Annotated in this window: 18 protein-coding genes; 7 read left to right on the forward strand and 11 right to left on the reverse strand. The window is 73.6% G+C overall.

Going from position 1 to position 23,071, the window contains the following annotated elements:
- Window positions 1-154 precede the first annotated feature (154 nt).
- The 4 genes from ACFYNS_RS26435 to ACFYNS_RS26450 all read right to left on the reverse strand — a co-directional run bounded on the left by ACFYNS_RS26435 (window position 155) and on the right by ACFYNS_RS26450 (window position 7,114).
- Window positions 155-2,014, reverse strand: coding sequence for an ABC-F family ATP-binding cassette domain-containing protein (locus tag ACFYNS_RS26435; protein ID WP_360298801.1), 1,860 nt, complete (start codon window positions 2,012-2,014; stop codon window positions 155-157).
- Between the two features lie 119 nt (window positions 2,015-2,133).
- Window positions 2,134-3,117 carry a DMT family transporter gene (locus ACFYNS_RS26440; protein WP_360298798.1) on the reverse strand — a complete coding sequence of 328 codons (984 nt, stop codon included), beginning with the start codon at window positions 3,115-3,117 and terminating at the stop codon, window positions 2,134-2,136.
- A 210-nt stretch (window positions 3,118-3,327) separates the two neighbouring features.
- On the reverse strand, window positions 3,328-4,962 hold the full coding sequence (locus tag ACFYNS_RS26445) for a penicillin-binding transpeptidase domain-containing protein (RefSeq protein ID WP_360298795.1): 1,635 nt from the start codon (window positions 4,960-4,962) through the stop codon (window positions 3,328-3,330).
- Between the two features lie 355 nt (window positions 4,963-5,317).
- Window positions 5,318-7,114, reverse strand: a complete 1,797-nt coding sequence (locus ACFYNS_RS26450) for a dolichyl-phosphate-mannose--protein mannosyltransferase (protein ID WP_388605402.1) — start codon at window positions 7,112-7,114, stop codon at window positions 5,318-5,320.
- Window positions 7,115-7,192: 78 nt separating this feature from the next.
- Between ACFYNS_RS26450 and rsmI the strand changes: the two genes are divergently transcribed.
- The 3 genes from rsmI to ACFYNS_RS26465 all read left to right on the forward strand — a co-directional run bounded on the left by rsmI (window position 7,193) and on the right by ACFYNS_RS26465 (window position 9,805).
- Window positions 7,193-8,047 carry a 16S rRNA (cytidine(1402)-2'-O)-methyltransferase gene (gene rsmI / locus ACFYNS_RS26455; protein ID WP_388605404.1) on the forward strand — a complete coding sequence of 285 codons (855 nt, stop codon included), beginning with the start codon at window positions 7,193-7,195 and terminating at the stop codon, window positions 8,045-8,047.
- Window positions 8,048-8,522: 475 nt separating this feature from the next.
- A complete protein-coding gene (locus ACFYNS_RS26460) occupies window positions 8,523-8,813 on the forward strand; it encodes a hypothetical protein (RefSeq protein ID WP_388605406.1) in 291 nt (96 codons plus the stop codon).
- Window positions 8,814-8,902: 89 nt separating this feature from the next.
- On the forward strand, window positions 8,903-9,805 hold the full coding sequence (locus tag ACFYNS_RS26465) for a TatD family hydrolase (RefSeq protein WP_360292163.1): 903 nt from the start codon (window positions 8,903-8,905) through the stop codon (window positions 9,803-9,805).
- Between the two features lie 148 nt (window positions 9,806-9,953).
- On the opposite strand, the gene ACFYNS_RS26470 is transcribed toward ACFYNS_RS26465, so the two are convergent.
- Both ACFYNS_RS26470 and ACFYNS_RS26475 read right to left on the reverse strand, forming a co-directional pair.
- Window positions 9,954-11,072 (reverse strand): NADH:flavin oxidoreductase, encoded by a 1,119-nt coding sequence (locus tag ACFYNS_RS26470; RefSeq protein WP_360292166.1) that lies wholly within the window; start codon window positions 11,070-11,072, stop codon window positions 9,954-9,956.
- 53 nt (window positions 11,073-11,125) lie between these two features.
- A complete protein-coding gene (locus ACFYNS_RS26475; protein ID WP_388605408.1) occupies window positions 11,126-12,709 on the reverse strand; it encodes an MFS transporter in 1,584 nt (527 codons plus the stop codon).
- Between the two features lie 138 nt (window positions 12,710-12,847).
- Here ACFYNS_RS26475 and ACFYNS_RS26480 point away from each other — a divergent pair, with 138 nt between their 5' ends.
- The 3 genes from ACFYNS_RS26480 (at window position 12,848) to ACFYNS_RS26490 (ending at window position 15,357) form a co-directional block, all read left to right on the forward strand.
- Complete coding sequence (locus ACFYNS_RS26480) at window positions 12,848-13,294, forward strand: MarR family transcriptional regulator (protein WP_360292172.1); 447 nt, start codon at window positions 12,848-12,850, stop codon at window positions 13,292-13,294.
- A 159-nt stretch (window positions 13,295-13,453) separates the two neighbouring features.
- Entirely contained in the window at window positions 13,454-14,419 is a 966-nt protein-coding gene (rsmA, locus tag ACFYNS_RS26485; RefSeq protein ID WP_360292174.1) for a 16S rRNA (adenine(1518)-N(6)/adenine(1519)-N(6))-dimethyltransferase RsmA, read from the forward strand.
- The gene (locus tag ACFYNS_RS26490; RefSeq protein WP_388605411.1) at window positions 14,416-15,357 is read left to right on the forward strand and encodes a 4-(cytidine 5'-diphospho)-2-C-methyl-D-erythritol kinase; all 942 of its coding nucleotides are present in this window, start codon (window positions 14,416-14,418) and stop codon (window positions 15,355-15,357) included. Before rsmA ends, ACFYNS_RS26490 begins: the two co-directional genes overlap by 4 nt.
- Window positions 15,358-15,551: 194 nt before the next feature.
- Here ACFYNS_RS26490 and ACFYNS_RS26495 read toward each other — a convergent pair whose 3' ends face one another.
- The 4 genes from ACFYNS_RS26495 to ACFYNS_RS26510 form a co-directional block, all read right to left on the reverse strand.
- On the reverse strand, window positions 15,552-16,811 hold the full coding sequence (locus ACFYNS_RS26495) for a serine hydrolase domain-containing protein (protein ID WP_360292180.1): 1,260 nt from the start codon (window positions 16,809-16,811) through the stop codon (window positions 15,552-15,554).
- 152 nt (window positions 16,812-16,963) lie between these two features.
- Window positions 16,964-17,812: an energy-coupling factor ABC transporter ATP-binding protein gene (locus ACFYNS_RS26500; protein ID WP_388605413.1), complete on the reverse strand. Its 849-nt coding sequence runs from the start codon at window positions 17,810-17,812 to the stop codon at window positions 16,964-16,966.
- Window positions 17,800-18,564 carry a cobalt ECF transporter T component CbiQ gene (gene cbiQ / locus ACFYNS_RS26505; protein ID WP_360292183.1) on the reverse strand — a complete coding sequence of 255 codons (765 nt, stop codon included), beginning with the start codon at window positions 18,562-18,564 and terminating at the stop codon, window positions 17,800-17,802. The genes ACFYNS_RS26500 and cbiQ overlap by 13 nt, the downstream gene beginning before the upstream one ends.
- 11 nt (window positions 18,565-18,575) lie before the next feature.
- The gene (locus ACFYNS_RS26510) at window positions 18,576-19,742 is read right to left on the reverse strand and encodes an energy-coupling factor ABC transporter permease (protein WP_388605415.1); all 1,167 of its coding nucleotides are present in this window, start codon (window positions 19,740-19,742) and stop codon (window positions 18,576-18,578) included.
- Between the two features lie 283 nt (window positions 19,743-20,025).
- Between ACFYNS_RS26510 and ACFYNS_RS26515 the strand changes: the two genes are divergently transcribed.
- Entirely contained in the window at window positions 20,026-20,439 is a 414-nt protein-coding gene (locus ACFYNS_RS26515) for an SsgA family sporulation/cell division regulator (RefSeq protein ID WP_360292187.1), read from the forward strand.
- 264 nt (window positions 20,440-20,703) lie between these two features.
- Here the strand turns inward: ACFYNS_RS26515 and ACFYNS_RS26520 are convergent, their stop codons facing one another.
- Complete coding sequence (locus ACFYNS_RS26520) at window positions 20,704-22,950, reverse strand: MMPL family transporter (protein ID WP_388605418.1); 2,247 nt, start codon at window positions 22,948-22,950, stop codon at window positions 20,704-20,706.
- Window positions 22,951-23,071 lie beyond the last annotated feature (121 nt).

Raw genomic sequence — 23,071 nt, forward strand, 5'->3', positions numbered from 1 at the left:
CTGCTGTGGGGGTGCCTGCGGTGGGGGCGGCTGCGCGGGTGGATTCCAGCCACCCTGGGGAGGCTGACCTGGCGGTGGGGGCGGCGGCTGTGTCATCGCAGTTCCTCAGGAAGGAGCAGGGCGCCCCTTTCTACCACCACCCCCGAAAGGGTTGTCATGCACCCTCGGTATCGGCCAGTTCCAGCCAGCGCATCTCCAACTCCTCGCGCTTCTCGCGCACCTCGCGCAGCTCGCCGTCCAGCCCCGCCACCCGCTCGAAGTCGGTCGCGTGCTCGGCCATTTCGGCGTGCAGGGCCGCCTCGCGCTGCTCGGTCTTCTCCAGTTGTCGCTCGATCCGCTGCATCTCCTTGTGCGCCGCGCGGGAGAACGCCGCGGACTTGGCGGGCTCCTTGGCCGACCGGTCCGGCCCGCCCGCGGACCGGCCCGGCGCGGCGGCGGGCGCCGACGCGGCGGCCGTGGCCTCCATCCGGGCCCGGCGCTCCAGATACTCGTCGATGCCCCGCGGCAGCATCCGCAAGGTGGCGTCGCCCAGCAGCGCGTAGACGCGGTCGGTGGTGCGCTCGACGAAGTACCGGTCGTGCGAGATGACCACCAGCGAGCCCGGCCAGCCGTCCAGCAGGTCCTCGAGCTGGGTGAGGGTCTCGATGTCCAGGTCGTTGGTCGGCTCGTCCAGGAAGAGGACGTTGGGCTCGTCCATCAGCAGCCGCAGGATCTGCAGCCGCCGCCGTTCACCGCCGGAGAGGTCGCCCACCGGCGTCCACTGCTTCTCCTTGGCGAAGCCGAACCGCTCGCACAGCTGCGAGGCCGTCATCTCCCGTCCCTTGCCCAGGTCGATGCGGGAGCGGACGGCTTCCACGGCCTCCAGGACCCGCAGTGCCGGGTCCAGTTCGGCGACCTCCTGGGAGAGGTAGGCCAGCTTCACCGTCCTGCCGACCTTGATCCGCCCCTCGGTCACCAGCGGTGAGGGCTGTTCGCCTCCGGTGGCGGCGGTGTCGGCCAGGGCGCGCAGCAGCGAGGTCTTGCCCGCGCCGTTGACGCCCACCAGGCCGATCCGGTCGCCGGGGCCCAGTTGCCAGGTGAGCTGTTTGAGCAAGAGCTTCGGCCCGGCCTGCACGCTGACGCCCTCCAGGTCGAAGACGGACTTGCCCAGCCGGGAGTTCGCGAAGCGCATCAGCTCCTGGCTGTCCCGGGGCGGCGGCTCGCCCTCGATCAGCGCGTTCGCCGCCTCGATCCGGAAGCGCGGCTTGCTGGTGCGGGCCGGGGCGCCGCGTCGCAGCCAGGCCAGCTCCTTGCGCATCAGGTTCTGCCGCTTGGACTCCTCCTGCGCGGCGATGCGCTCCCGCTCGGCGCGGGCGAAGACGTAGTCGGAGTAGCCGCCCTCGTACTCGTGCACCGCACCGCGCTGCACGTCCCACATGCGGGTGGCGACCTGGTCGAGGAACCAGCGGTCGTGGGTGACGCACACCAGCGCGGAGCGGCGGGCACGCAGATGCCCGGCGAGCCAGGAGATGCCCTCCACGTCGAGGTGGTTGGTCGGCTCGTCCAGCACGATCAGGTCCTGCTCGGCGATGAGCAGCTTGGCGAGCGCGATCCGGCGGCGCTCGCCGCCGGAGAGCGGGCCGATCACGGTGTCCAGGCCCTGCGGGAAGCCGGGCAGGTCCAGGCCGCCGAACAGCCCGGTGAGCACGTCGCGGATGCGCGGGACGCCCGCCCACTCGTGGTCGGCGAGGTCGCCGACCACCTCGTGCCGGACAGTGGCCTGCGGATCGAGGGAGTCGTGCTGCGTCAGCACGCCGACACGCAGCCCTCCCGCATGGGTGACCCGGCCCGCGTCCGGTTCCTCCTCGCGGGCCAGCACCTTGATCAGAGTGGTCTTGCCGTCGCCGTTGCGGCCCACGACTCCGATCTTGTCCGCCTCGTTGACGCCCAGCGAGACGGTGTCGAGGAGGGCGCGGGTGCCGTGCACCTTGTCGACGGTTTCCATGTTGACGAGGTTGACGCGGTTGCCAGCCATCTCTCTCCTGTTGGGGGCCGACCCCCAGGGTAGCTCTGCCCCGGCAGCCGTCGGCCAGCGGCCGGGTCCCCCGCGGGCGGACCGCCGGGTACGGACCCGCGCGACGTCCCCCGGGAGGCTCAGGTGCCGTGCAGCATCAGCGCTATGCCACCCACCATCAGCACGCTCGCGGCGGTCCTGGGCCAGCCGAACCGCTCCTTGAAGAAGAGAGCGCCTATCGCGGCTCCGGCGATGATCGAGGACTCCCGCAGCGCCGCCACCGGTGCCAGCGGTGCCCGGGTCTGCGCCCACAGCACCAGCCCGTAGGCCAGCACCGACAGCGCCCCGCCCAGCAGCCCGCGCAGGGCCACCGGGCGCAGCTCCGCGGCCAGGGCGCGACGGCGGGTGAGCAGGGCCCAGACCGGGATCGCCAGCCCCTCCAGCAGCATCAGCCAGGCGATGTAGCCCAGCGGGCTGCCCGCGGCCCGCACGCCCACCCCGTCCACGACGGTGTACGACGCGATGGCCAGGCCCGTGCACACCGCGGCGGTCAGCGCGGGCCACTGCGGACCGGTACCCGAGCCGGAGCCGGAGGGCACGCCGCCGGAGCCGGAGACGGCATCGCCGGAGCCGGAGACCGCGTCGCCGGAGTCGGAAGCCGCTCCGCCGGAGTCGGCGGCCGAGCCGGACCCCGCGTGCGGAGAGCGCCCCGCGCCGCGCAGTCCCCACAGCGCCACCCCGACCAGTCCGGCGGAGGCCAGCAGCACCCCCGCGAGCTGCCACCCGTCGGGCATCTCGTGCACGAAGACGGCCGCCAGCACCGTCACCACCAGCGGCGCCGTGCCCCGCGCGATGGGGTACATCTGCCCGAACTCGCCCATCCGGAAGGAGCGCATCAGCAGCGCCTGGTAGACGACGTGCAGCGCCGCCGAGAACAGCAGCGGCGGCCAGGCCCCGGCGGCCGGGAGCGGGGCGAAGCAGGCCAGCGCGGCGCCGCACAGCGCGCCGCCGCTGCCGACCAGGGTGAAGGCGAGCACCTGGTCGCGGATGCCGTGCGCCAGCGCGTTCCAGGTGGCGTGGGTGAGCGCCGCGGCCAGCACCGCGGCGACGACTATCGGGGTCACCCTGCGCTGCCGCGGGCGGCGCGGTCACGGAGTCGATGCGTCATGCACAGGACGCTACCGCCGCGTTGATCAGCGCTTTTACCGGGGTCCGGGCCGGCGACGGCAGTGCCGCACGGGCCCGGGCGTCGGCGATGACGGGTCGTACCGGCCGTCGGCGTGCCCCGCCGGCCGGTACGACGGTGCCGTACCGGCCGGGGCGGACGCGCGGCCTCAGCCGCGGGCGGCGTCCAGCACCTTGCGCACGATCGGGCCGGCGTTCTCGTTGCCGTGCCCGGAGGCGGGCACGACGGCGGCCGCGGCGGCGTCACCGGAGTAGGCGGTGAACCAGGCGTTCGGCTTCTTCTGCCCGTCGACCTCGGCGGAGCCGGTCTTCGCTCCGAAGTCCCCGCTCATCCCGGACATCGGCTGGGCCGCGGTGCCGCCGGTGGCGGTGACGTTCATCAGCGACTTGAGGTCCTTCTGCACGCCGGGCTTCATGGTGCGCGGCGCCTTGGCGAGGGTGCGGTCGTCGACCGACGGGGGCACGACGTACGGCTGCCGGAAGGTGCCGTTCTGCACGGTGGCGGAGACGGACGCCATGTTGAGCGGGTTCATCCGCACGCCACCCTGGCCCATGAGCGAGGCGGCCATCTGGGCGTCGGACTGGACCGGGACGCGGCCGTCGAAGGTGGTGGTGCCGGTCTTCCAGTTGAGGCCGATGCCGAAGACGTCCCGGGCCTCCTTGGTGAGGTCGTCGTCCTTCAGCTCGGGCGCCTGGCTGATGAAGGCGGTGTTGCAGGAGCGGGCGAAGCTCTGCGCGAAGGTGCCGTGCTTGATCTCGAAGTTGTCGTCGTTGTGGAACTTCCAGCCGCCGTACGTGAAGTTCTTGGGGCACGGGTGGGTCTTGCCGGGCGAGGCGAGGCCCTTGTCGAGCAGCATGGCGCTGGAGACGACCTTCATGGTGGAGCCGGGGGCCAGCGAGCCCTGCAGTGCGCTGTTGAAGCCCTTGGCGGGGGAGTTGGCGATGGCCAGGATCTCGCCGGTGCTGGGCTTGACGGCGACCACGGAGGCCTTCTTCTTGCCCTTGACGGCGGCCTCGGCCGCGCGCTGCGCCCCGGCGTCGATGGTCGTCTTCAGCTTTCCGGGCGTGGGCTCGGAGAGCTGGCGCAGCACGGTGTCGGTCTTGCCCTTGGCGTCGACGATGCGCGTCTGCACGCCCGGGGAGCCCTCGGTCTTGTCGCCGTAGCGCTTGCCGATGTCGCGGATCACCCCGGCGAGGGCCGGGTGGTCGTCGGCGCTGAGCGGCGAGCCGTCCCGGTCCACGGCGGTGACGGGCGGGGTGCCCGACTCGTCGGTGACGATGGCCCGGCCGTCCTTGAGCTTGGGGTGCAGCACGGACGGCTTCCACTCGACCACGGGCTCGCCGGTCTTCGCGGCCCGGACGATCTTCAGTGCCGAGTCGTACTTCCAGGCGGCGTCCTTCTTGCCGTAGGCGACCCGCGCGGTGACGTCGAAGGGCACCTTCTCGCCGTCGGCCGCCTCGGGGGTGGCCGTGACCTTGGAGATGTGGGCCTTGCTGCGGAAGGCGCCGAGGGCCTTGGCGGCCGCTGCGGAGTCGTCGGTCAGCGCGGCGGCCTTCTTGGCGTCGCCCTCGGCCCAGGCGCCCAGAAAGTCCTTGGCGGCGGTGCGCACTTCGGCCGCACTGAGCGGGCCCTTCTTGGCCTCGGCCGCCTTGCTGTCCGCGGCGACGGTGTTCTGGGCCTCCTCCCCATCGCTGCCGACGAGGGCGTAGACACCGACGCCGGCGAGCCCGACGACGGCGGCGGCGACCCCGCCGATCACGGCCATCTTCTGTGTGTCGCGCATCCGCGTTCTGCCCCTCCACCCGCCTTGGCCCGGTCTGCCGGCCGAAGTCCTGACGCGAGGCACCCTAGAGCACGTCCATGACAGGACGTGCCCGCGTATGCCCGTTCAGCCCCTTCTGCCGGTGTTCTGCTCCCCCGTGTGGCCCGGATTCCGCCGGTTCCCGGCGGTCCGGACCGGGGAACGGAACCGCCGCCCCCCGCGGCCGCGCTGCCGCGGCCCCTGGGGCAGACGAGCAGCGCGGGGCGATCGGTTCCGTATCACGGCCCTGTGTCCGAATCGCGATCTTCGCTGAGCGTTTTCGTGATCTGCCAGTTCACTCGGCAGGCATTTCCGGTCGGAAAACGCACACTTCAGGTCAGATCCAGGAGTCCAGCCACATCCGGTGCCGCCACTCGCCCAGCGGAATCGTCTGCCCGGTGTAGATGGGCCAGAAGTAGACGAAGTTCCACACGATCAGCAGCCCGACCACGCCCACCCCGACCACGCCCAGGGTGCGCCGTCTGTCGTCCGTACCCGGCGGCCCGGTCAGCGCCCCGGCCGCCATCGCCAGGCCGAGGCACAGGAAGGGGAGGAACACCACGGCGTAGAACAGGAAGATGGTGCGCTCCTGGTAGAGGAACCAGGGCAGGTAGCCGGCGGCGACGCCGCACAGGATCGCGCCCGCCCGCCAGTCGCGGCGCAGCAGCCAGCGGTAGCCGACGTACAGGAGCGCAGCGCAGGCGGCCCACCACAGCACCGGGGTGCCCAACGCCAGGACTTCGCGGGCGCAGCCCTCGGCCTTGTCGGTGCAGCCGTCGGAGCCCGCCTTGGGCGACTCGTAGAAGTAGGAGACGGGACGGCCCAGGACCAGCCAGCTCCAGGGGTTCGACTGGTAGGTGTGCCCGGAGGTGAGGTTGACGTGGAAGTCGTAGACCTCGCTCTCGTAGTGCCACAGACTGCGCAGCGGTCCCGGCAGCCAGCCCCACGGACCGGCCGCGCCCTGCTCGTCCGCCCAGTTCCGGAAGTAGCCCCCGGAGGTGGCGAACCAGCCCGTCCAGGAGGCGACGTAGGTGGCCACCGCGACGCAGGGCAGGGAGAGGAAAGCGGGCCCCGCGTCCCTGGCGAGCATCGCCGGCACCGGGCGGGAGGCGCCCGCGGTACGGCGCGCCCCCACATCCCACAGAACGGTCAGCAGCCCGAACGCGGCCAGCACGTACAGGCCGTTCCACTTGGTGGCGCAGGCCAGCCCCAGACACACTCCGGCCGCCAGCCGCCACGGCCGCCAGCCCAGTCGCGTCCGATCCCCCACGACCGCGTCGGGCAGCGGAGCGCCGCCGCCGACGCCCGCGTCGGTACCGGCCCGCGGCAACCGGGCCGCGAGCCGCTCCCTGGACCTGTCGCGGTCGACGAGCAGGCAGCCGAACGCGGCCAGCACCCAGAACATCACCACCAGGTCCAGCAGCGCGACCCGGCTCATCACGAAGTGCAGCCCGTCCACGGCCATCAGGGCGCCCGCCAGGCAGCCCAGCGCCGTGGAGCGGAACAGCCGGCGCCCGATGCGGCACAGCATCAGCACCGAGAGGGTGCCCAGCAGCGCCGTCATGAACCGCCAGCCGAACGGGTCGAGCCCGAAGACGGCCTCGCCGAGCCCGATCACCCACTTCCCGACGGTCGGGTGGACGACGTAGGAGCCCTCCGGAGAGAGCGGGATGCGCTGCGGATCGCCCAGGATGCGCTCGTTGGCGTTGTCCGGCCAGGTCCCCTCGTACCCGAGGTGGATCAGCGACCAGGCGTCCTTGGCGTAGTACGTCTCGTCGAATATGACGGCGTGCGGCGAGCCGAGCTGCCAGAACCGCAGGGCTCCCGCGAGGAGCGCGACCAGCAGCGGCCCGCCCCAGGCCGCGCAGCGCGCCAGCCGCAGCGACACCTCGGGGCCCAGCCCGAAGACCGCGCCCAGCCGCGGATCCGGCGCCGGGAACGGCGGGGTGAGGCGTTCGCGGACACCGGCGCGGAGCCGGGCCGCGTAGCCGAAGCGGCGCAGCCGCGTCTGCCACCGGGGGAGCGGCGGCGGGCCGTCCTCCTCCCCGGCGCTGCCCTCGCAGCCCGGGCTGCCGGGCCCGTCCTGCCTGCGGTCGGCGTCCCCCACGGTGTCACTGGTCGTCACGCGGGCCATCGTAGGGACCGCGGGGACGGCATGTGCCGCCGCGTCACCGCTGCGGGATCGGACGGGTGACGCTGCGAGGATGGACGGGTGACTGGAACGCTCGTCCTCGCCGGGACCCCCATCGGCGACCCTTCCGACGCCCCGCCGCGCCTCGCGGCCGAGCTGACCGCCGCCGACATCGTCGCCGCCGAGGACACCCGGCGGCTGCGCAGGCTGACCCAGGCGCTCGGGGTGGCGCCGGGCGGGCGGATCGTCTCCTACTTCGAGGGCAACGAGGCCGCCCGCACGCCGGAGCTGGCCGAGGCGCTGGCGGGCGGCGCCCGGGTGGTGCTGGTGACCGACGCGGGGATGCCCTCGGTGTCCGACCCGGGCTACCGGCTGGTGGCCGCGGCCGTGCAGCACGGGGTGCGGGTGACCGCCGTCCCCGGCCCCTCCGCGGTGCTGACGGCGCTGGCGGTCTCGGGGCTGCCGGTGGACCGGTTCTGTTTCGAGGGGTTCCTGCCCCGCAAGCCCGGCGAGCGGCGCGGCAGGCTGCGCGAGGCGGCCGAGGAGCGCCGCACCCTGGTGTACTTCGAGGCGCCGCACCGGCTGCAGGCCACGCTCACCGCCATGGCCGAGGTGTTCGGCGCGGAGCGGGAGGCCGCGGTGTGCCGGGAGCTGACCAAGACCTACGAGCAGGTGCGGCGCGGCCCCCTGGCGGAGCTGGCCGAGTGGGCCGCGGAGGGTGTGCGCGGGGAGATCACGATCGTGGTCCGGGGGGCCGAGCCGCCCGCGGCGGGCGAGGCGGACGCGGCGGAGCTGGCGCGCCGGGTCGCGGAGCGCGAGGCCGCGGGCCAGCCGCGCAAGGAGGCCATCGCGGAGGTGGCCCGCGGCGCCGGGGTGCCCAAGCGGGAGGTCTTCGACGCGGTGGTCGCCGCGAAGAACGCCGGACCGCGCGGATAGCGCGCGGACGGCTCGCCCCTGCCACGGCGGGGGCGAGCGGCGGAGGCGGACACGGCGCCGGGCGGGACACGGCGCCGGGCGAGTCGGCGGCTCCGGCCCGCCCGGACGGGCGGCGGGCCCGCGCGTCGGCCCGCATCGGGTGGTGCGGCGACCGCGTCGGCCGGGCAGCATCGGGGAGCGCGCCGGGGCGCGGAGGCACGCGCGCCGGGCGTGCAAAAGGGCGCCGAATTGTCGATGAGCGCGGCCGGAGCCGGGCTGGGCGCGCGGGTGAGCACGGGAATCCGCGATTGAGCGGTAAATATGAGTAAAGGACTTTTGCGGATACGCAAAGGAAATGCCCATGGAAGCCCTTCACCTTGACGCCCGGCCAAAATCTCCACAAACGAAGAGAAAGGACCCCCGGTCCCGCCTTTCGGACGGCGGTCGCGAGGAGTGCACTGGCTGTGGGCGTATCCGCCCGAAGGAAGGAGCTGCCATGAAGCACGAGAGCGGCAACCGCCCGGACCCGGCCGACCAGCCGCGGGAGACGGTGCACGAGGCATACTCGTTCGCCTGCATGAAGTGCGGGCACGGGTGGGAGCAGGACTACGAGATACAGCACCTCGAGTACACCGACGGCAGGCCCTTGGTCGTGTATTACGCGGACGGCAAGCGCGTCCCCTCGCCGCTCACCAAGCCCACGTGCCGCTTTTGTGACGCACATGTGGTCCGCATCATGCGCTCGGGGCGGGTCTCCAAGGCCGAGGCGGCGCGGCCGCACCACTGAGGGCGTGCGCCGCGGGTCGCGGGCCGGGGCGCCCGCCGGGCTCCGCCTCGGTGCGGACCGGAGGGACGGCGGGTTCTATCATCGCCGGTATGTCCCCCTCCGCGACCCCTGACGACGCAGCGCACCCCGCGGCCGGGACCGCGGCCACGAACGCCGCGAAGGCTCGGGCGGCACAGGCGCCACCGCCGCCGCCCGAGCCGCTCGCGTTCCCGGTCGCGGACTCCCACACCCACCTGGACATGCAGGAGCCGGCCGTCGCCGACGCGCTCACCGCGGCCGCCGCCGTGGGCGTCACCACTGTCGTCCAGGTCGGCTGCGACCTGGAGCGCTCCCGCTGGGCCGCCGAGACGGCCGCCGCATGGCAGAACGTGTGGGCCGCCGTCGCGCTCCACCCGAACGAGGCCCCCCGGTTGAGCGCCGAGGGCGGCGAGGAAGCGCTGGACGAGGCGCTCACCGGGATCGAGAAGCTCGCCGCGCTCCCCCAGGTGCTGGCGGTCGGCGAGACCGGCCTGGACTACTTCCGCACCGGCCCGGAGGGCGTCGCCGCCCAGCAGCGCTCGTTCCGCGCCCACATCGAACTCGCCAAGCGGCTGGACAAGGCGCTGGTCATCCACGACCGCGAGGCGCACGCGGACGTGCTGCGCATCCTGGAGGAGGAGGGCGCCCCCGAGCGGACCGTCTTCCACTGCTTCTCCGGGGACGCGGAGATGGCGAAGCTGTGCGCCGCCAGGGGCTGGTTCATGTCCTTCGCCGGGAACATCACCTTCAAGAACGCCCAGCCGCTGCGCGACGCCCTCGCGGTGGTGCCGCCCGAACTGCTGCTGGTCGAGACGGACGCGCCGTTCCTGACCCCCGCGCCCTACCGCGGCCGCCCCAACGCGCCCTACCTCATCCCGGTGACGCTCCGCGCCATGGCGCGGACCAAGGAACTGGACGAGGAGCGACTGGCCCGCCACGTGGCCGCGAACACGGCCCGCGCCTTCGGCTACTGAGCCCCGGGGCACGAGCGGTGCACCCGGGCCGCCGGGCGGGCCGCCTCGACGGCGCCGGGGGCCGCCCCTGCGCGAGCGGATCGCACGGGACGGGTCACCCCCCGGCGTCGCTCCCCCGCGGCCCTCGGCGCGGCGTCCCGGCCGACTCTCAGTACAGCGTCTTGAGCGCCTCCCCGCTGGGAGAGGTGATGTCCGCGGCCTTTCCGGTCAGGGTCTTGACGGCCCACTCGGGATCGGCGAGGAGCGCACGGCCGACCGCTACGAGGTCGAACTCGTCCCGCTCCATACGGTCGAGGAGTTGATCGATGCCGGTCGCGCCGGAGCTCTTGCCCCGGAAGATGTTGAAGAAGTCGCTGTCCAGGCCGACCGAGCCGACCGTGACGGTCGGCCTGCCGCTGATCTTCTTCACCCATCCGGCGAAGTTGAGGTCGGAGCCGTCGAACTCCGGCAGCCAGTAGCGGCGAGTGGACGCGTGGAAGGCGTCGACTCCGGCCGCGACCAGCGGAGTGAGCAGCGTGTCCAGCTCCGCGGCCGTTCCGGCCAGCCTGGCCTCGTAGTTGTCCATCTTCCACTGGGACAGCCGGAAGAAGAGGGGGAAGGAGTCGGACACCGCGCTGCGGCACGCGGCCACGATCTCGGCGGCGAAGCGGGTCCGCGAGGCGATGTCGCCCCCGTAGGCGTCGGTGCGGCGGTTGGTGGAGGACCAGAGGAACTGGTCGATGAGATAGCCGTGGGCGCCGTGCAGTTCCACGCCGTCGAACCCGAGGCGCTCGGCGTCCGCCGCGGCGGTGGCGAACGCGGCGACGACATCGTCGAGGTCCTGCTGCGTCATGGCGCGGCCCTTGGGCTCGCCCTGCAGGGACAGCCCCGAAGGGCTCATCGGCTCGGCGTCCGGCACGGGAGGAGCGCCCGGGGTCCGGGTGACGCCCACGTGCCACAGCTGCGGCATGATCTTTCCGCCCGCCCGGTGCACGGCTTCCACCACGTCCGACCAGCCGGCGAGCGCGTCGTCGCCGTGGAACCGCGGCACCTCGTCGCTGGTGCCCGCGGAGGCGTGGTCCACGTACGTGCCCTCCGTGACGATCAGCCCGACGCCGGCGGCGGCCCGTCGGGCGTAGTACTGCGCCACATCGGGCCCCGGGACCCCGCCCGGGGAGAACTGCCGGGTCATGGGAGCCATCACGATCCGGTTGGGCACGTGGAGTCCGCGCACCCCGAACGGACGCGAAAGGCTGTGGGCGGCACGGTCGGTTTCCTGATGAGTCATGTCATGTCCTCCGGTGTGGTGAGTGGGGTTGCCAAAGGCCGCATCGGGCCTCGTCAGCGGGCCAGCGGTCGCCCGGCGTCCGTTTCCGGCACGCTCACGGCGTCCGGCTCCGGCACGCTCACGGCGCCCGGCTCCGGCACGCTCACGGCGCCCGGCTCCGGCACGCTCACGGCGTCCGCGCCGGAGACGCTGTGGGCGTCCTGCGCGCTCGTGCGGCGTGCCGCCAGCCCGACCAGGGCGACGACCGCCACGAGGAGGAACGCTCCCCCGGCGAGCGCGAAGCTCAGCGTGAACTGGCTCTCCTCAGGCAGCGGGGGCGTCCCGGCCGGCAGGTGCTGGATGGTCTTCGAGGCGAGCAGGGAGGTGATGACCGCGCTGGCGACGGCGCTGCCGACGGACCGGGAGATGGAGTTGATGCCGTTCGCGATGCCGCTCTGGTGGTGCGGGACGCCTGCCGCGATGAGGGCGGGCATCGCCGCGTAGCCGAAGCTGATGGCGACGCCGACGACCATCCCCGCGACAATGACGGCAGGGGTGCTGTCGTGCTGGAGGATCAGCCAGGTGAAGCCGGTGACGCCGAACGCGGCACCCGCGACGAGGGTGAGCCGCGCCCCGATCCGGCTCACCAGCATGCCGCCGAACTGGGCGGCGACGAGCGAGACGAGTGTGGTGGGCAGCAGGTACTCGACGGAGGCGCGGAGCACGGAGGCCCCGAAGCCGTACCCGGTCAGCTCCTCGGGCATCTGCACCAGGTACGACACCCCGAGGAACTGCGCGAACATCGCGAAGCCGACCAGCAGTCCGGCGATGTTGGTGAAGAGCACCGGCGGGTGGACGAACATCCGCATGTCGACCATGGGCTCGCGGACCCGGCGTTCGATCAGGACCCACAGCCCGCCGGTCACGGCGGAGCCCGCGAACAGCCCGAGCGTACGGCCGGAGGTCCAGCCCCACTCGTGCCCCTGGGAGATGGGCAGCAGCAGGAGCACCAGCATCGCGGCGAGGGCGACGGCACCGAGCCAGTCGGTACGTCCGCCGGTCCGGTGCCGCGAGGTGGGCACGACGAGCAGAACCCCGACCAGGGCGAGCACGGCGAGTCCGCAGGCCAGCCAGAAGACGCGGTGGTAGTCGGGGTGCGCACCCTGCGTCAGCAGGCCCGCACCGACCAGCGCCAGGCCGCTGCCGAACGCGAGCGTTCCACTGACCAGGGCCATCGCGGTGTGCAGCCGCTCGTGCGGGACCTCCTCGCGGAGCACGGACAGCGCGAGCGGGAAGATGGCGGTGGCCGCGCCCTGCATCACGCGCGCCACGATCAGCAAGGTCAGCGATTCGGTCGTCGCGGCCAGCACGGAGCCCGCGACCAGCAGCACCAGGACGCCTACGAGGGTCGGCTTCTTGCCGTGCTGGTCACCGAAGCGGCCGAGCAGCGGGGTGAAGACGGCGGCGGAGAGGAGGGTGGCGGTGGTGACCCAGCTGACACCGGCGGTGCTGGTGCCGAGATCGCTCTGGATGACGCCGAGGATGGGCACCACCAGCGTCTGCATCATCGAAACGACCATGGCGGCGAGGCCCAGGACGAGGATGAGCCCGAATCCGCCCGAGGGGCGCGCGGGTGGCGGAGAGGATGTGGAGGTCATGGGTGTTCCCAGGGGTGAGGCCGGTACCTGTACATGGAGAGGGGTGCTTGATTAACTACATGCTTGAGAAATTCAAGTAAGTGCGAAGGTAGCCTCAGGCAATTGAGATAGTCAAGCTTTGCGGAGTAGTGTGGCCACATGCCGGACGCCACAGGTGCCCCCGGACCCGGTCCCGCGCACCCCACCAAGACCCAGCTCATCGAGTTGCTCGCGCACGTACTCAGCGCGCACGTCGCCGACTTCACGGCCGCGGCCGCCGCGTCGGACCTCACCGCCAGCCAGGCCAAGACACTGGGTGCGCTGCGCCGCTCCCCCGCCCCGATGCGCTCCCTGGCCGCGAGCCTGGCCTGTGACGCATCCAACATCACGGGCATCGTGGACCGCCTGGAGAAGCGGGCGCTCGTGCGGCGGGAGGTGAACCCCGAGGACCGGCGGGTCAAGAACGTCGTCCTCACGGAAGAGGGCGAGCGGACCATCGACACCGTCCGCGAGACGATGCACCGCACCCAGCAGGCGCTGGACAAGCTCTCGGGCGAGGACCGCGCGGAGCTGTACCGACTGCTGGGAACGGTCTTCCCCGAATAGCGGCGCTCCCGGAGCGACGGCACCCTCACCGGCCGCGAACACGGCCCGCGCCTTCGGCTGCTGAGCCCGCGGCTGCCCGCGCCCGCCCGCGCCCGCCCGCCGCGGGCCGCGGCACCGCCCGGCGGCCCGGCGCATCCCGCACGGCCGTAAACTGGCGCGGTGAGCGCTGCCCCTTCCGACCCGTCCACCACGCCCGACGCCTCCGGCAGCGGGGTGCTGCTCGGCCCCGCAGAAGTGCGGGAACTGGCGGAGACCCTCGGGGTACGGCCCACCAAGCAGCGCGGGCAGAACTTCGTCATCGACCCGAACACGGTGCGCCGCATCGTGCGCACCGCCGGGGTCCGCGCGGACGACGTCGTGCTGGAGATCGGGCCCGGGCTCGGCTCGCTCACCCTGGCGCTGCTGGAGACGGCGGCGGCGGTGACCGCCGTGGAGATCGACGACGCGCTGGCCGCGGCGCTGCCCACGACCGTGCGGACCCGGCTGCCCGAGCGGACCGCGGACTTCCGCCTGGTGCACGAGGACGCGCTGCGGATCGAGGAACTGCCCGGCCCGGCCCCGACCGCGCTGGTGGCCAACCTCCCCTACAACGTGGCCGTCCCGGTCCTGCTGCACCTGCTGGCCGCTTTCCCGAGCATCGAGCGGACCCTGGTGATGGTGCAGGCGGAAGTCGCCGACCGGCTCGCCGCGCCGCCCGGCTCGAAGGTGTACGGCGTACCGTCGGTCAAGGCCGCCTGGTACTGCGAGGTCAAGCGGGCCGGGGCGATCGGTCGGAACGTCTTCTGGCCCGCGCCCAACGTCGACTCCGGGCTGGTCTCGCTGGTGCGGCGCCCGCACCCGCCGACGACCGGCGTACCGCGCGCGGAGGTGTTCGCCGTGGTGGACGCGGCGTTCGCCCAGCGCCGCAAGACGCTGCGGGCCGCGCTCTCCGGATGGGCGGGCTCCGGCGCCGCCGCCGAGGAGGCGCTCCGCGCGGCCGGAGTGTCCCCGCAGGCGCGCGGCGAGTCGCTGACCGTCGCCGAGTTCGCCGCCGTCGCCGCGCACGGCCCGCGCCGCGACGGCCCACCGCAGCGGCCCGCCGAAACCCCCGGCGACCGGAACCCGCACGAGGAGCGCAGCACGTGACCCAGCCAGCAGCCAGCAGCGCCGACACGGTCACGGTCCGCGTCCCGGCCAAGGTCAATGTGCAGCTCTCGGTCGGCGGAGTGCGCCCCGACGGCTTCCACGGCCTGGCCAACGTGTTCCTTGCCGTCGGCCTGTACGACTCGGTCAGCGCCACCCGCGCCGACGCGCCGCTGCTCACCGTCTCCGGGCCGGACGCAGCGCTGGTGCCGCAGGACCGCACCAATCTGGCGGCTCGCGCGGCGGCGCTGCTGGCCGCACGGCACGGGCTGGCCCCCGATGTGCACCTGCACATCGCCAAGGACATCCCCGTCGCGGGCGGGATGGCGGGCGGCAGCGCGGACGCCGCGGGCGCCCTGCTGGCCTGCGACCGGCTGTGGGGGCTGGACAGCCCGCGCGAGGAACTGCTGGAACTCTGCGCCGAGCTGGGCTCGGACGTGCCGTTCAGCTTCGCGGGCGGCGCCGCGCTCGGGGAGGGGCGTGGCGAGGTGCTGACCCCACTGGAGGTCGGCGGCGCCTTCCACTGGGTGTTCGCGGTCGCGGACGGCGGGCTGTCGACCCCGGCCGTCTACCGGGAGTGCGACCGGCTGCGGGAGACCGCCGGGACGGGCTCCTCGGCCGCCGACGTACCCGAACCGGCCGTCTCCCAGGAACTGCTTGCGGCGCTGCGGGCCGGCGACGCCGCGGCGCTCGCCGGGGCGCTGCGCAACGATCTCCAGCCGGCCGCGCTCTCGCTGCGCCCCTCGCTGGCCGAGACCCTGGAGACCGGGCTGGCCGCGGGCGCGCTGGCGGCGCTGGTCTCCGGCTCCGGCCCCACCTGCGCGTTCCTGGTGGCCGACCCCGACTCGGGGACCCGCATCGCACAGGCCCTCGCCGCTTCCGGCACCTGCCGCGGGGCGCGCGCCACCACGGGCCCGGCGCCGGGCGCCGGTCTCGTGTGAGCCGACGGGCCCACCGCTCTGCGGCCCCGCGCCCTGCGGCAGCGGGTGGCCGGGACCGACGAACCGCGTCAGCCGACGCCGACGGGCTCCCGGGGCGGGGCGGTCACCGTGGTCGGGCCGGAACGGTCATCGCGGCGGGGTCCGGGCGGGCACGTCGAGCACGGCGGTCATGACCGTCACGCCCGTCCCACCGGTCACGGCTGTGCGACGACCGTGCGCAGCGCGCGGATCAGGGCCTGCGGACGGGGATCGCTGGTGACCGAGCGGTGCAGGGTACCGGTGGTGTAGCCGAAGGAGGTGGCCGTCTCCGGATCGGCGAAGCCGAGCGAGCCGCCGCGCCCGGGGTGGCCGAACGAGCCGGGCCCCAGCAGCGGGCAGGCCGATCCGTGCAGCATGTATCCCAGCCCGAACCGGGTGTTGACCACCAGCACCCGGTCGGGCCCGTCCGCGTCCAGGGCGCGGGCCTGGGCCAGCGTCGCGGGCGTGAACAGACCCCGCCGGGCCGCGCGGGAGCGCTGCTCGGCGGCGCCCCCGTCCAGCGGGCCCAGCAGCGCCGCGTAGAAGGCGGACAGGGAACGGGCCGTGGCGATGCCGTTCGCGGCGGGGAGTTCGGCGGCGCGGTAGGCCGGGTCGTTCTCGTCCGGCTTCGGAGCCAGGGCGCCGAAGGCGCGGCGGGTGAGGGAGTCCGGATCGGCGTAGGCGGCGGTGACCGCGCGCTTGGGCCGGGTGCGCAGCGCGCCCGGCTCCGGCGCGGGTGCTTCCTGTTCGGCGACCCGGGCCACCCGGCTGTCGGCCGCCACCTGCTCGGGCAGCCCGATCCACAGGTCGAGCCCGAGGGGGGCGGCCACCTCGTCGGCGAACCAGCGTCCCAGGCTGCGGCCTCCGCTGGCGCGCGCCACCAGTTCCCCCAGCAGCCAGCCGAAGGTGTGCGGGTGGTAGCCGTGTGCGGCTCCTGGCTCCCACTCGGGGGTCTGCGCGGCGAGCGCGCGCGCCGCACGGCCCGGCTCCAGCGCCTCCTGCGGGGTGAGCGGAGTGTCGAGCGCGGGCAGTCCGGCGCGGTGCGTCAACAGGTGGCGGACCAGGAGCCGTTCCTTGCCTGCCGTCTTGAACTGCGGCCAGTACGCGCCCACCGGCGCGTCCAGGTCGAGCTGTCCGCGCTGGTGCAGCAGGTGCGGGACGGCCGCCGCCGGCCCCTTGGTGGCCGACCGGACGAGGACGGCGGTGTCCCGTTCCCAGGGTGCGGCGGCCGGATCGGCCGGATCGGTGCTGCCGCCCCACAGATCGACGACCGTGCGGCCCTCGCGGTGCACGGCCAGCGCCGCGCCGCGTTCGCCGCGCCGCTCGAAGTTGCGTACGAAGGCGTCCCGGACGGGCTCGTACCCGTCCGCCACCGTGCCGTGCACCGCCACCTCCGCGCCGTGCTCGGCCACCGCTGTGTGAACGACCTCTGCCACGTTTCCTTCGCTCCTGTCGCCTGGGGGCGCTTTTGTGGCGCCGCGCCCCCCATGGTCCTACGCGCCGCACGGTGCCGTGCGCCGGGGGCGGCCTCGGCGGTGCGGCCCGCCCCGGGGGGCCCGGGGCGGTCGGGCGGGCGGCGCGGGACCGCTCAGGCGACCGGCGCCGTCACCGAGCGCGGGTCGAAGCCGAAGGGGAGTTCGAGGCGATGGGCGCGCATCAGCTCGGCGTCGGAGAGCAGCTCCTGAGTGGTGCCGTCGGCCACCAGTACCCCGTCGCTGAGCACCACCGAGCGGGGGCACAGCTCCAGCGCGTAGGGCAGGTCGTGGGTGACCATCAGCACCGTCAGGTCCAGCGAGCGGATCAGGTCGGCCAGCTCGCGGCGGGCCGCCGGGTCGAGGTTGGAGGACGGCTCGTCCAGCACCAGGATCTCCGGACGGCCGGCCAGCACGGTGGCGACCGCGACGCGGCGCCGCTGGCCGAACGAGAGGTGGTGCGGCGCCCGGTGGGCGTGCTCGGCCATCCCGACGCGCTCCAGCGCCTCCTGCACCCTGGCCTCCAGTTCGGCGCCGCGCAGTCCCGCGGCGGCCGGGCCGAAGGCCACGTCCTCGCGGACCGTCGGCATGAAGAGCTGGTCGTCCGGGTCCTGGAAGACGATGCCGACCCGGCGCCGGATCTCCGCCAGATGGGCGCGTTCGGCGCGCAGCCCGGCCACGGTGACCGAACCGGCGCCGGGCGTCAGGATGCCGTTCAGATGCAGTACCAGCGTGGTCTTGCCCGCGCCGTTGGGGCCCAGCAGCGCGACCCGCTGCCCGCGCGGGACGCTCAGATCGACGCCGAACAGCGCCTGGTGGCCGTCGGGGTAGGCGTAGGCCAGGCCGCTCACCTGGAGCGAGGGCACCGGCGCCGCGCCGTCGGCGGCCGCCGCGGCGCTCGGGCCGGCGGCCGTCCCGGCGCTCGGGTCGGCGTTCGGGTCGGTGGAGGAAGTCACAGCACCCATCCCAGGAGGCAGATCGCGAGGGCGGTCATCGGCAGCGCGGCCGAGCGGGCCCACTCCGCGCGCGCGGCGGGACCCGCGCCGAGAGCGGGCGGCATGCTGCCGGCGTAGCCGCGGCTGAGCATCGCCAGATGCACCCGCTCGCCCCGCTCGTAGGAGCGGATGAACAGCGAACCGGCCGACTTGGCCAGCACCCCCCAGTGGCGGGGCCCGCGGGCCTCGAAGCCGCGCGAGAGGCGCGCGGTGCGCATCCGGCGCATCTCCTCGCTGATGACATCGGCGTAGCGCACCATGAACGTGGCGATCTGGCACAGCAGCGCGGGCATCCGCAGCCGCGCGAGGCCCAGCAGCAGGTCGTTCAGCCCGGTCGTGGAGGCGAGCAGTACCGAAGCGGCCACTCCGAGGGTGCCCTTGGCCAGGACGTTCCACGCGCCCCAGATGCCGGGTTCGGACAGCGAGAGCCCCCAGACGGTGATCCGCTCGCCCTCCGCGACGAACGGCAGCAGCACCGCGAAGGCCACGAACGGCACCTCGATCGCCATCCGGGTCAGCAGATGGCGCGGCGGCACCCGGGAGACGGCGGCGACCGCGGCCAGCAGCACCGCGTACGCGCCGAACGCCCACACGGCCTCCCGTGGGGTGGCGACGACCAGCAGGACGAAGCAGAAGACCGCCGCCAGTTTGCAGTGCGCGGGCAGCGCGTGCACGGGCGAGTGGCCGTGCTTGTAGAGCTTGTGCGCGTGTCCGGCACCCATGTCGGCCCTCCCTAGCGCTCGGTCGCGGGCGGGCCGGACGCGGTGGACGCGCCGGCTTCGAGGGGGGTGCCGCCGCTGTTGCGGCGGCGCACGGCGACGAAGACGCCCGAGCCGACGACGAGGGTGGCGCCCACGCCGATGACGCCCGCCAGGCCGCCGGACAGCCGGGAGTCGGCGATGTCCTCGACGCCGTAGTCGGCCAGCGGGGAGTCCTCCGCCGCGTGGTCCTCCGCCTGCTTGTCGATGCCGTTGTCGGCGGCGACCTTCTCCAGCCCGTCGGGGTCGGAGGACGCGTAGAAGCTGAGCCCGCCCGCGCAGGCCAGGGTGACGACCAGCCCGGCGATCCACAGCGGGCGCACCGAACGGCGCCGCCCGGCGGCAGCGGCCGGGGCGGTGTCGGCCGGGGCGGTGTCGGCCGGGGCGGCGGCCGGGGTGTCGGCCGGGCGCGGCTCGGCACCCGTGGAGTCGGCGTCCGACAGCGGCGAGGGCCGCAGTTCCAGTGGTGCGGCCAGCCGGTCGCGTGCCCCGTGGACCAGGTCGGGGCGGACGGCGACGACGGCGCCGACCGTCGCGGCGGTGATCGCGGCCTCGCCGATGCCGATGAGCACGTGCACCCCGACCATCGCGCCGAAGACCTTGCCCAGCGAGACGTCGGTCGTCCCACCGAGCGCGTAGATCGCGGTGAAGGCGACCGCGGCCGCCGGTACCGAGACGAGCGCCGCGACGAAGGAGGCGCCGGTCACCACCGAGCGGCGGCGCGGCAGCACCCGCAGCAGCCCGCGGAAGACGGCGTAGGCGACCAGGACGGTCACCACGCCCATGTCCGTGATGTTGGTGCCCAGCGCGGTCAGTCCGCCGTCCGCGAAGAGCACGCCTTGCAGGAGCAGTACGACGGAGACGCACAGCACGCCCGTGTACGGCCCCACGAGTATCGCGGCCAGGGCACCGCCCAGCAGATGGCCGCTGGTGCCGGCGGCCACCGGGAAGTTGAGCATCTGCACGGCGAAGATGAACGCCGCCACCAGTCCGGCCAGCGGCGCCGTCCGCTCCCCGGCTCCGCCGGGGCCGCCGCCCAACTCGCGCCGTGCCCCGCGCAGCGAGACGGCGAGGGCCGCGGCGGCCACGACTCCCGTACCGGCCGAAACGGGGGCATCGATGAATCCATCAGGTACGTGCATCGGGGGCACTCCGCTTTCTCACGGCTTCTCACAACGGCCCGGCAATGGCCTGGCAGCGGCCGTCTCCAGCCTTTTGAGAATAGCGGTCAGATGCAAACTCTTCGCAAGAGGGCGTCGGAGGCGCCCGGAATGGGCGGGGACGCCCCCCTGTTCTCCGGCCTGTGGCAGAACTCACCAGGCGATTCGGGTGTCCGGGCGGCGCCGCTGCGCGTCTGACAGGGCGAAGGGGCAACCCGGCCGGAGCGATGAGCGCGCCGGGAACCCCCGATCCGGAGGAGCAGAAGTGTCGAAGGTCATCACCCGTACCGTGCAGGCCCAGCTGATCGTCCGGCCGCCGGCGGCCCGGCCGCTGACCCCCGCGCTCCGCTACGAGACGGACGATCCGCTGGCGGTGCGGATCGTCTTCCCCGCCGCGATCTCCCTCGACGGCGCGGAGGTCGCCTGGGCCTTCTCCCGCGACCTGCTCGCCGAGGGGCTGCGCGGAGCCGCGGGCGAGGGCGACGTGCACGTCCGGCCCGACGGGCAGGAGCGGACGGTGGTCGAGTTGCACGCGGGCGAGGGGGTCGCGGTGCTGGAGTTCCGCACCGCCGACCTGGAGCGCTTCCTGCGGCACAGCTACGAACTGGTGCCCGCCGGCGCCGAGCGGGCGCTGCTGGATCTGGAGGAGGGTTTCGCGGCGCTGCTGCGCGGAGTCTGACTCCGAGGGGTTCCCGACCGCGAGTCCGACTCGCGGGTTCCCGGCCGCGCAGCCCCTGCCGGTGCGGCCCCCGCGGCCGGCGGGTCCGGGCGCTGATCGGACAGCCCCGCGAGCGGGGTCCCGCCACCGGCGAGGCCCTTGAGGAGCGCGCCCGCCCACGGAAGCGCCCGCCCACCCGGTCCCCGGAGGGGAAACGGATGGGCGGGCGAGGACATGCGCCGGTCCCACGAGGGGCGGGCCCGGGGCGTGCGCCCCGGGCGAGGGTCACACGCCGGTGCGCTCCGGTTCGCGGGGCGGGGGAACGGTGGCGGCCGGCGCCTTGTCGAGGTTCAGCTCCTTGCGGAGGCCCTCACCCTCGACGTCGACGTTGGGCAGCAGCCGGTCCAGCCAGCGCGGCAGCCACCAGGCGCGCTCCCCCAGCAGGGCGAGCACCGCGGGCACGATGGCCATCCGCACCACGAAGGCGTCGAAGAGGATCGCGACGGCGAGCCCGAAGCCCATCATCTTGATCATGGCTTCGGAGGATCCGATGAACCCGGCGAACACGCTGATCATGATGACGCCCGCGGCGGTCACCACGCGTGCGCCCAGCCGGAAGCCGGTGACGATGGCCTGGCCGGGGCCCTCCCCGTGGACGTGCGCCTCGCGCATCCGCGTCACCAGGAAGACCTCGTAGTCCATCGCGAGGCCGAAGATCACACCGATCATGAAGATCGGCATCATGCTCATGATCGGCCCGGTCTGCTCGACCCCGATCAGTCCGGCCAGCCAGCCCCACTGGAAGACGGCCACCACGGAACCCAGCGCCGCCAGCACCGAGAGCAGGAAGCCCAGGGCCGCCTTGAGCGGCACCAGCACCGAGCGGAAGACGAGCATCAGCAGCACGAAGGCCAGGCCCACCACCAGCGCCAGATAGGGCACCAGGGCGTCGTTCATGACCTGCGAGAAGTCGATGGCGACCGCCGTCGCGCCGGTGACCAACAGCGTGGCACCGGTCTTCTGCTCGATCGTGTCCGACTGGTCCCGGATGTCGTGCACGATCGTCTCGGTGCGCTCGTCGCTGGGACCGTACTTCGGGACGGCCGTCAGGGTGGCGGTGTCGCCGCTCTTGTTGAGCTGCGGGGGGCTGACGGCGACCACGCCGTCCACCTTCTGCAGCCGCTTCTGCACCTCGGTGGCCGCGGCCTTCGGGTCGTCGACGCCCTTGAGGTCGACCACGCCCATCAGCGTGCCGTTGAAGCCCGCGCCGAAACCGTCGGAGAGCAGGTCGTAGGCCTTGCGCTGGGTGGTGCTCTCCGGCTGGTTGCCCTCGTCGGGCAGCCCGAGCTGCATGGAGCCGACGGGCAGCGCCAGGGCGCCGAGCGCCAGCACGGCCGTGACCAGCACCAGGACGGGGCGGCGGAGCACGAAGCCCGCCCAGCGGGCACCGGCCTTGGGGCGCTGGCCCTCCGCGTCGGCGGCGGGCGGCACCCCGGTGGCGGGGTTGGCCTTGCGCACCCGGCGGCCGAAGATCCGCTTGCCGACCAGGCCGAGCGCGGCGGGCACCAGCGTCAGCGCCACCAGGACGGCGATGACCACGGTGCCCGCGGCCGCCATACCCATCTTGGTGAGGACCGGGATGTTGACGACGGAGAGCCCGACGAGTGCGATCACCACGGTGAGCCCGGCGAAGACCACGGCGGACCCGGCGGTTCCGACCGCGCGTCCGACCGCCTCCTCGCGTTCCCGGCCCTCGGTCAGCTCCGCGCGGTAGCGGGAGGCGATGAAGAGCGCGTAGTCGATGCCGACCGCCAGGCCGATCATCATCGCCAGCGTCGTGGTGTTGGCCGACAGGCCGAGGGTGGCGCCCAGCGCGGTGATCGAGGAGATGCCGATCATCACTCCGATCAGCGCGGTGACCAGCGGCAGCCCGGCCGCGATCAGCGAGCCGAAGGTGAGGATGAGCACGACGGCCGCGATGCCGATGCCGATGACCTCGGCGTTGCCCATCTCGGGCTCGACCAGCAGTGCGTCACCGCCGGTCTCCACGGTCAGCCCGGTCTTGCGGGCCTCCTTCGCGGTGTCCGCCAGGCCTTCCCGGGTCTTGTCGGTGATCTCCTGGGCCGGGACCTTGTACTGGACGGAGGCGTAGGCGATGCTGCCGTCCTTGCTGACGGCGCCGCTGCCCTTGTCGAAGGGGTCGGTGACGCCGGCCGCCTGCCCGCCGCTCAGCTCCTCGCGGGCCTTCTCGACGGCGGCCTTGTTGGGTCCGGCGGTGATCTTCTCGCCGGTCGGGGCGCGGAAGACCATACGGGCCGTCGCGCCTTCGGCGTTGGCTTCCGGAACGCGTTCTTCCAGCAGGTCGAAGGCCTTCTGGGCCTGCGTGCCGGGCAGTGCGAAGTCGTCGTCGGGCGGAGTCGATGCGGTGGACGCGCCGACGCCGGCCGCGACCAGCAGCGCCACCCATATCAGGGCGACGATGCGGCGCCGCCGGAAGGCGAGTCTGCCGAGCTTGTACAGGAAGGTGGCCACGAGAGAGGTTCTCCGGTCTCGAGGTCGGACAGTGGGACGGTGCGGTGGAGCAGGGACGGCAGGGCCGACCGAGCCGAAGGTGCACGGCGGGGAGGCGCCGCGAGCCGACTATGAGAGCTCA

This window comes from Streptomyces sp. NPDC006925 (genome assembly GCF_042869575.1).
Taxonomy (GTDB): Bacteria; Actinomycetota; Actinomycetes; order Streptomycetales; family Streptomycetaceae; genus Streptomyces.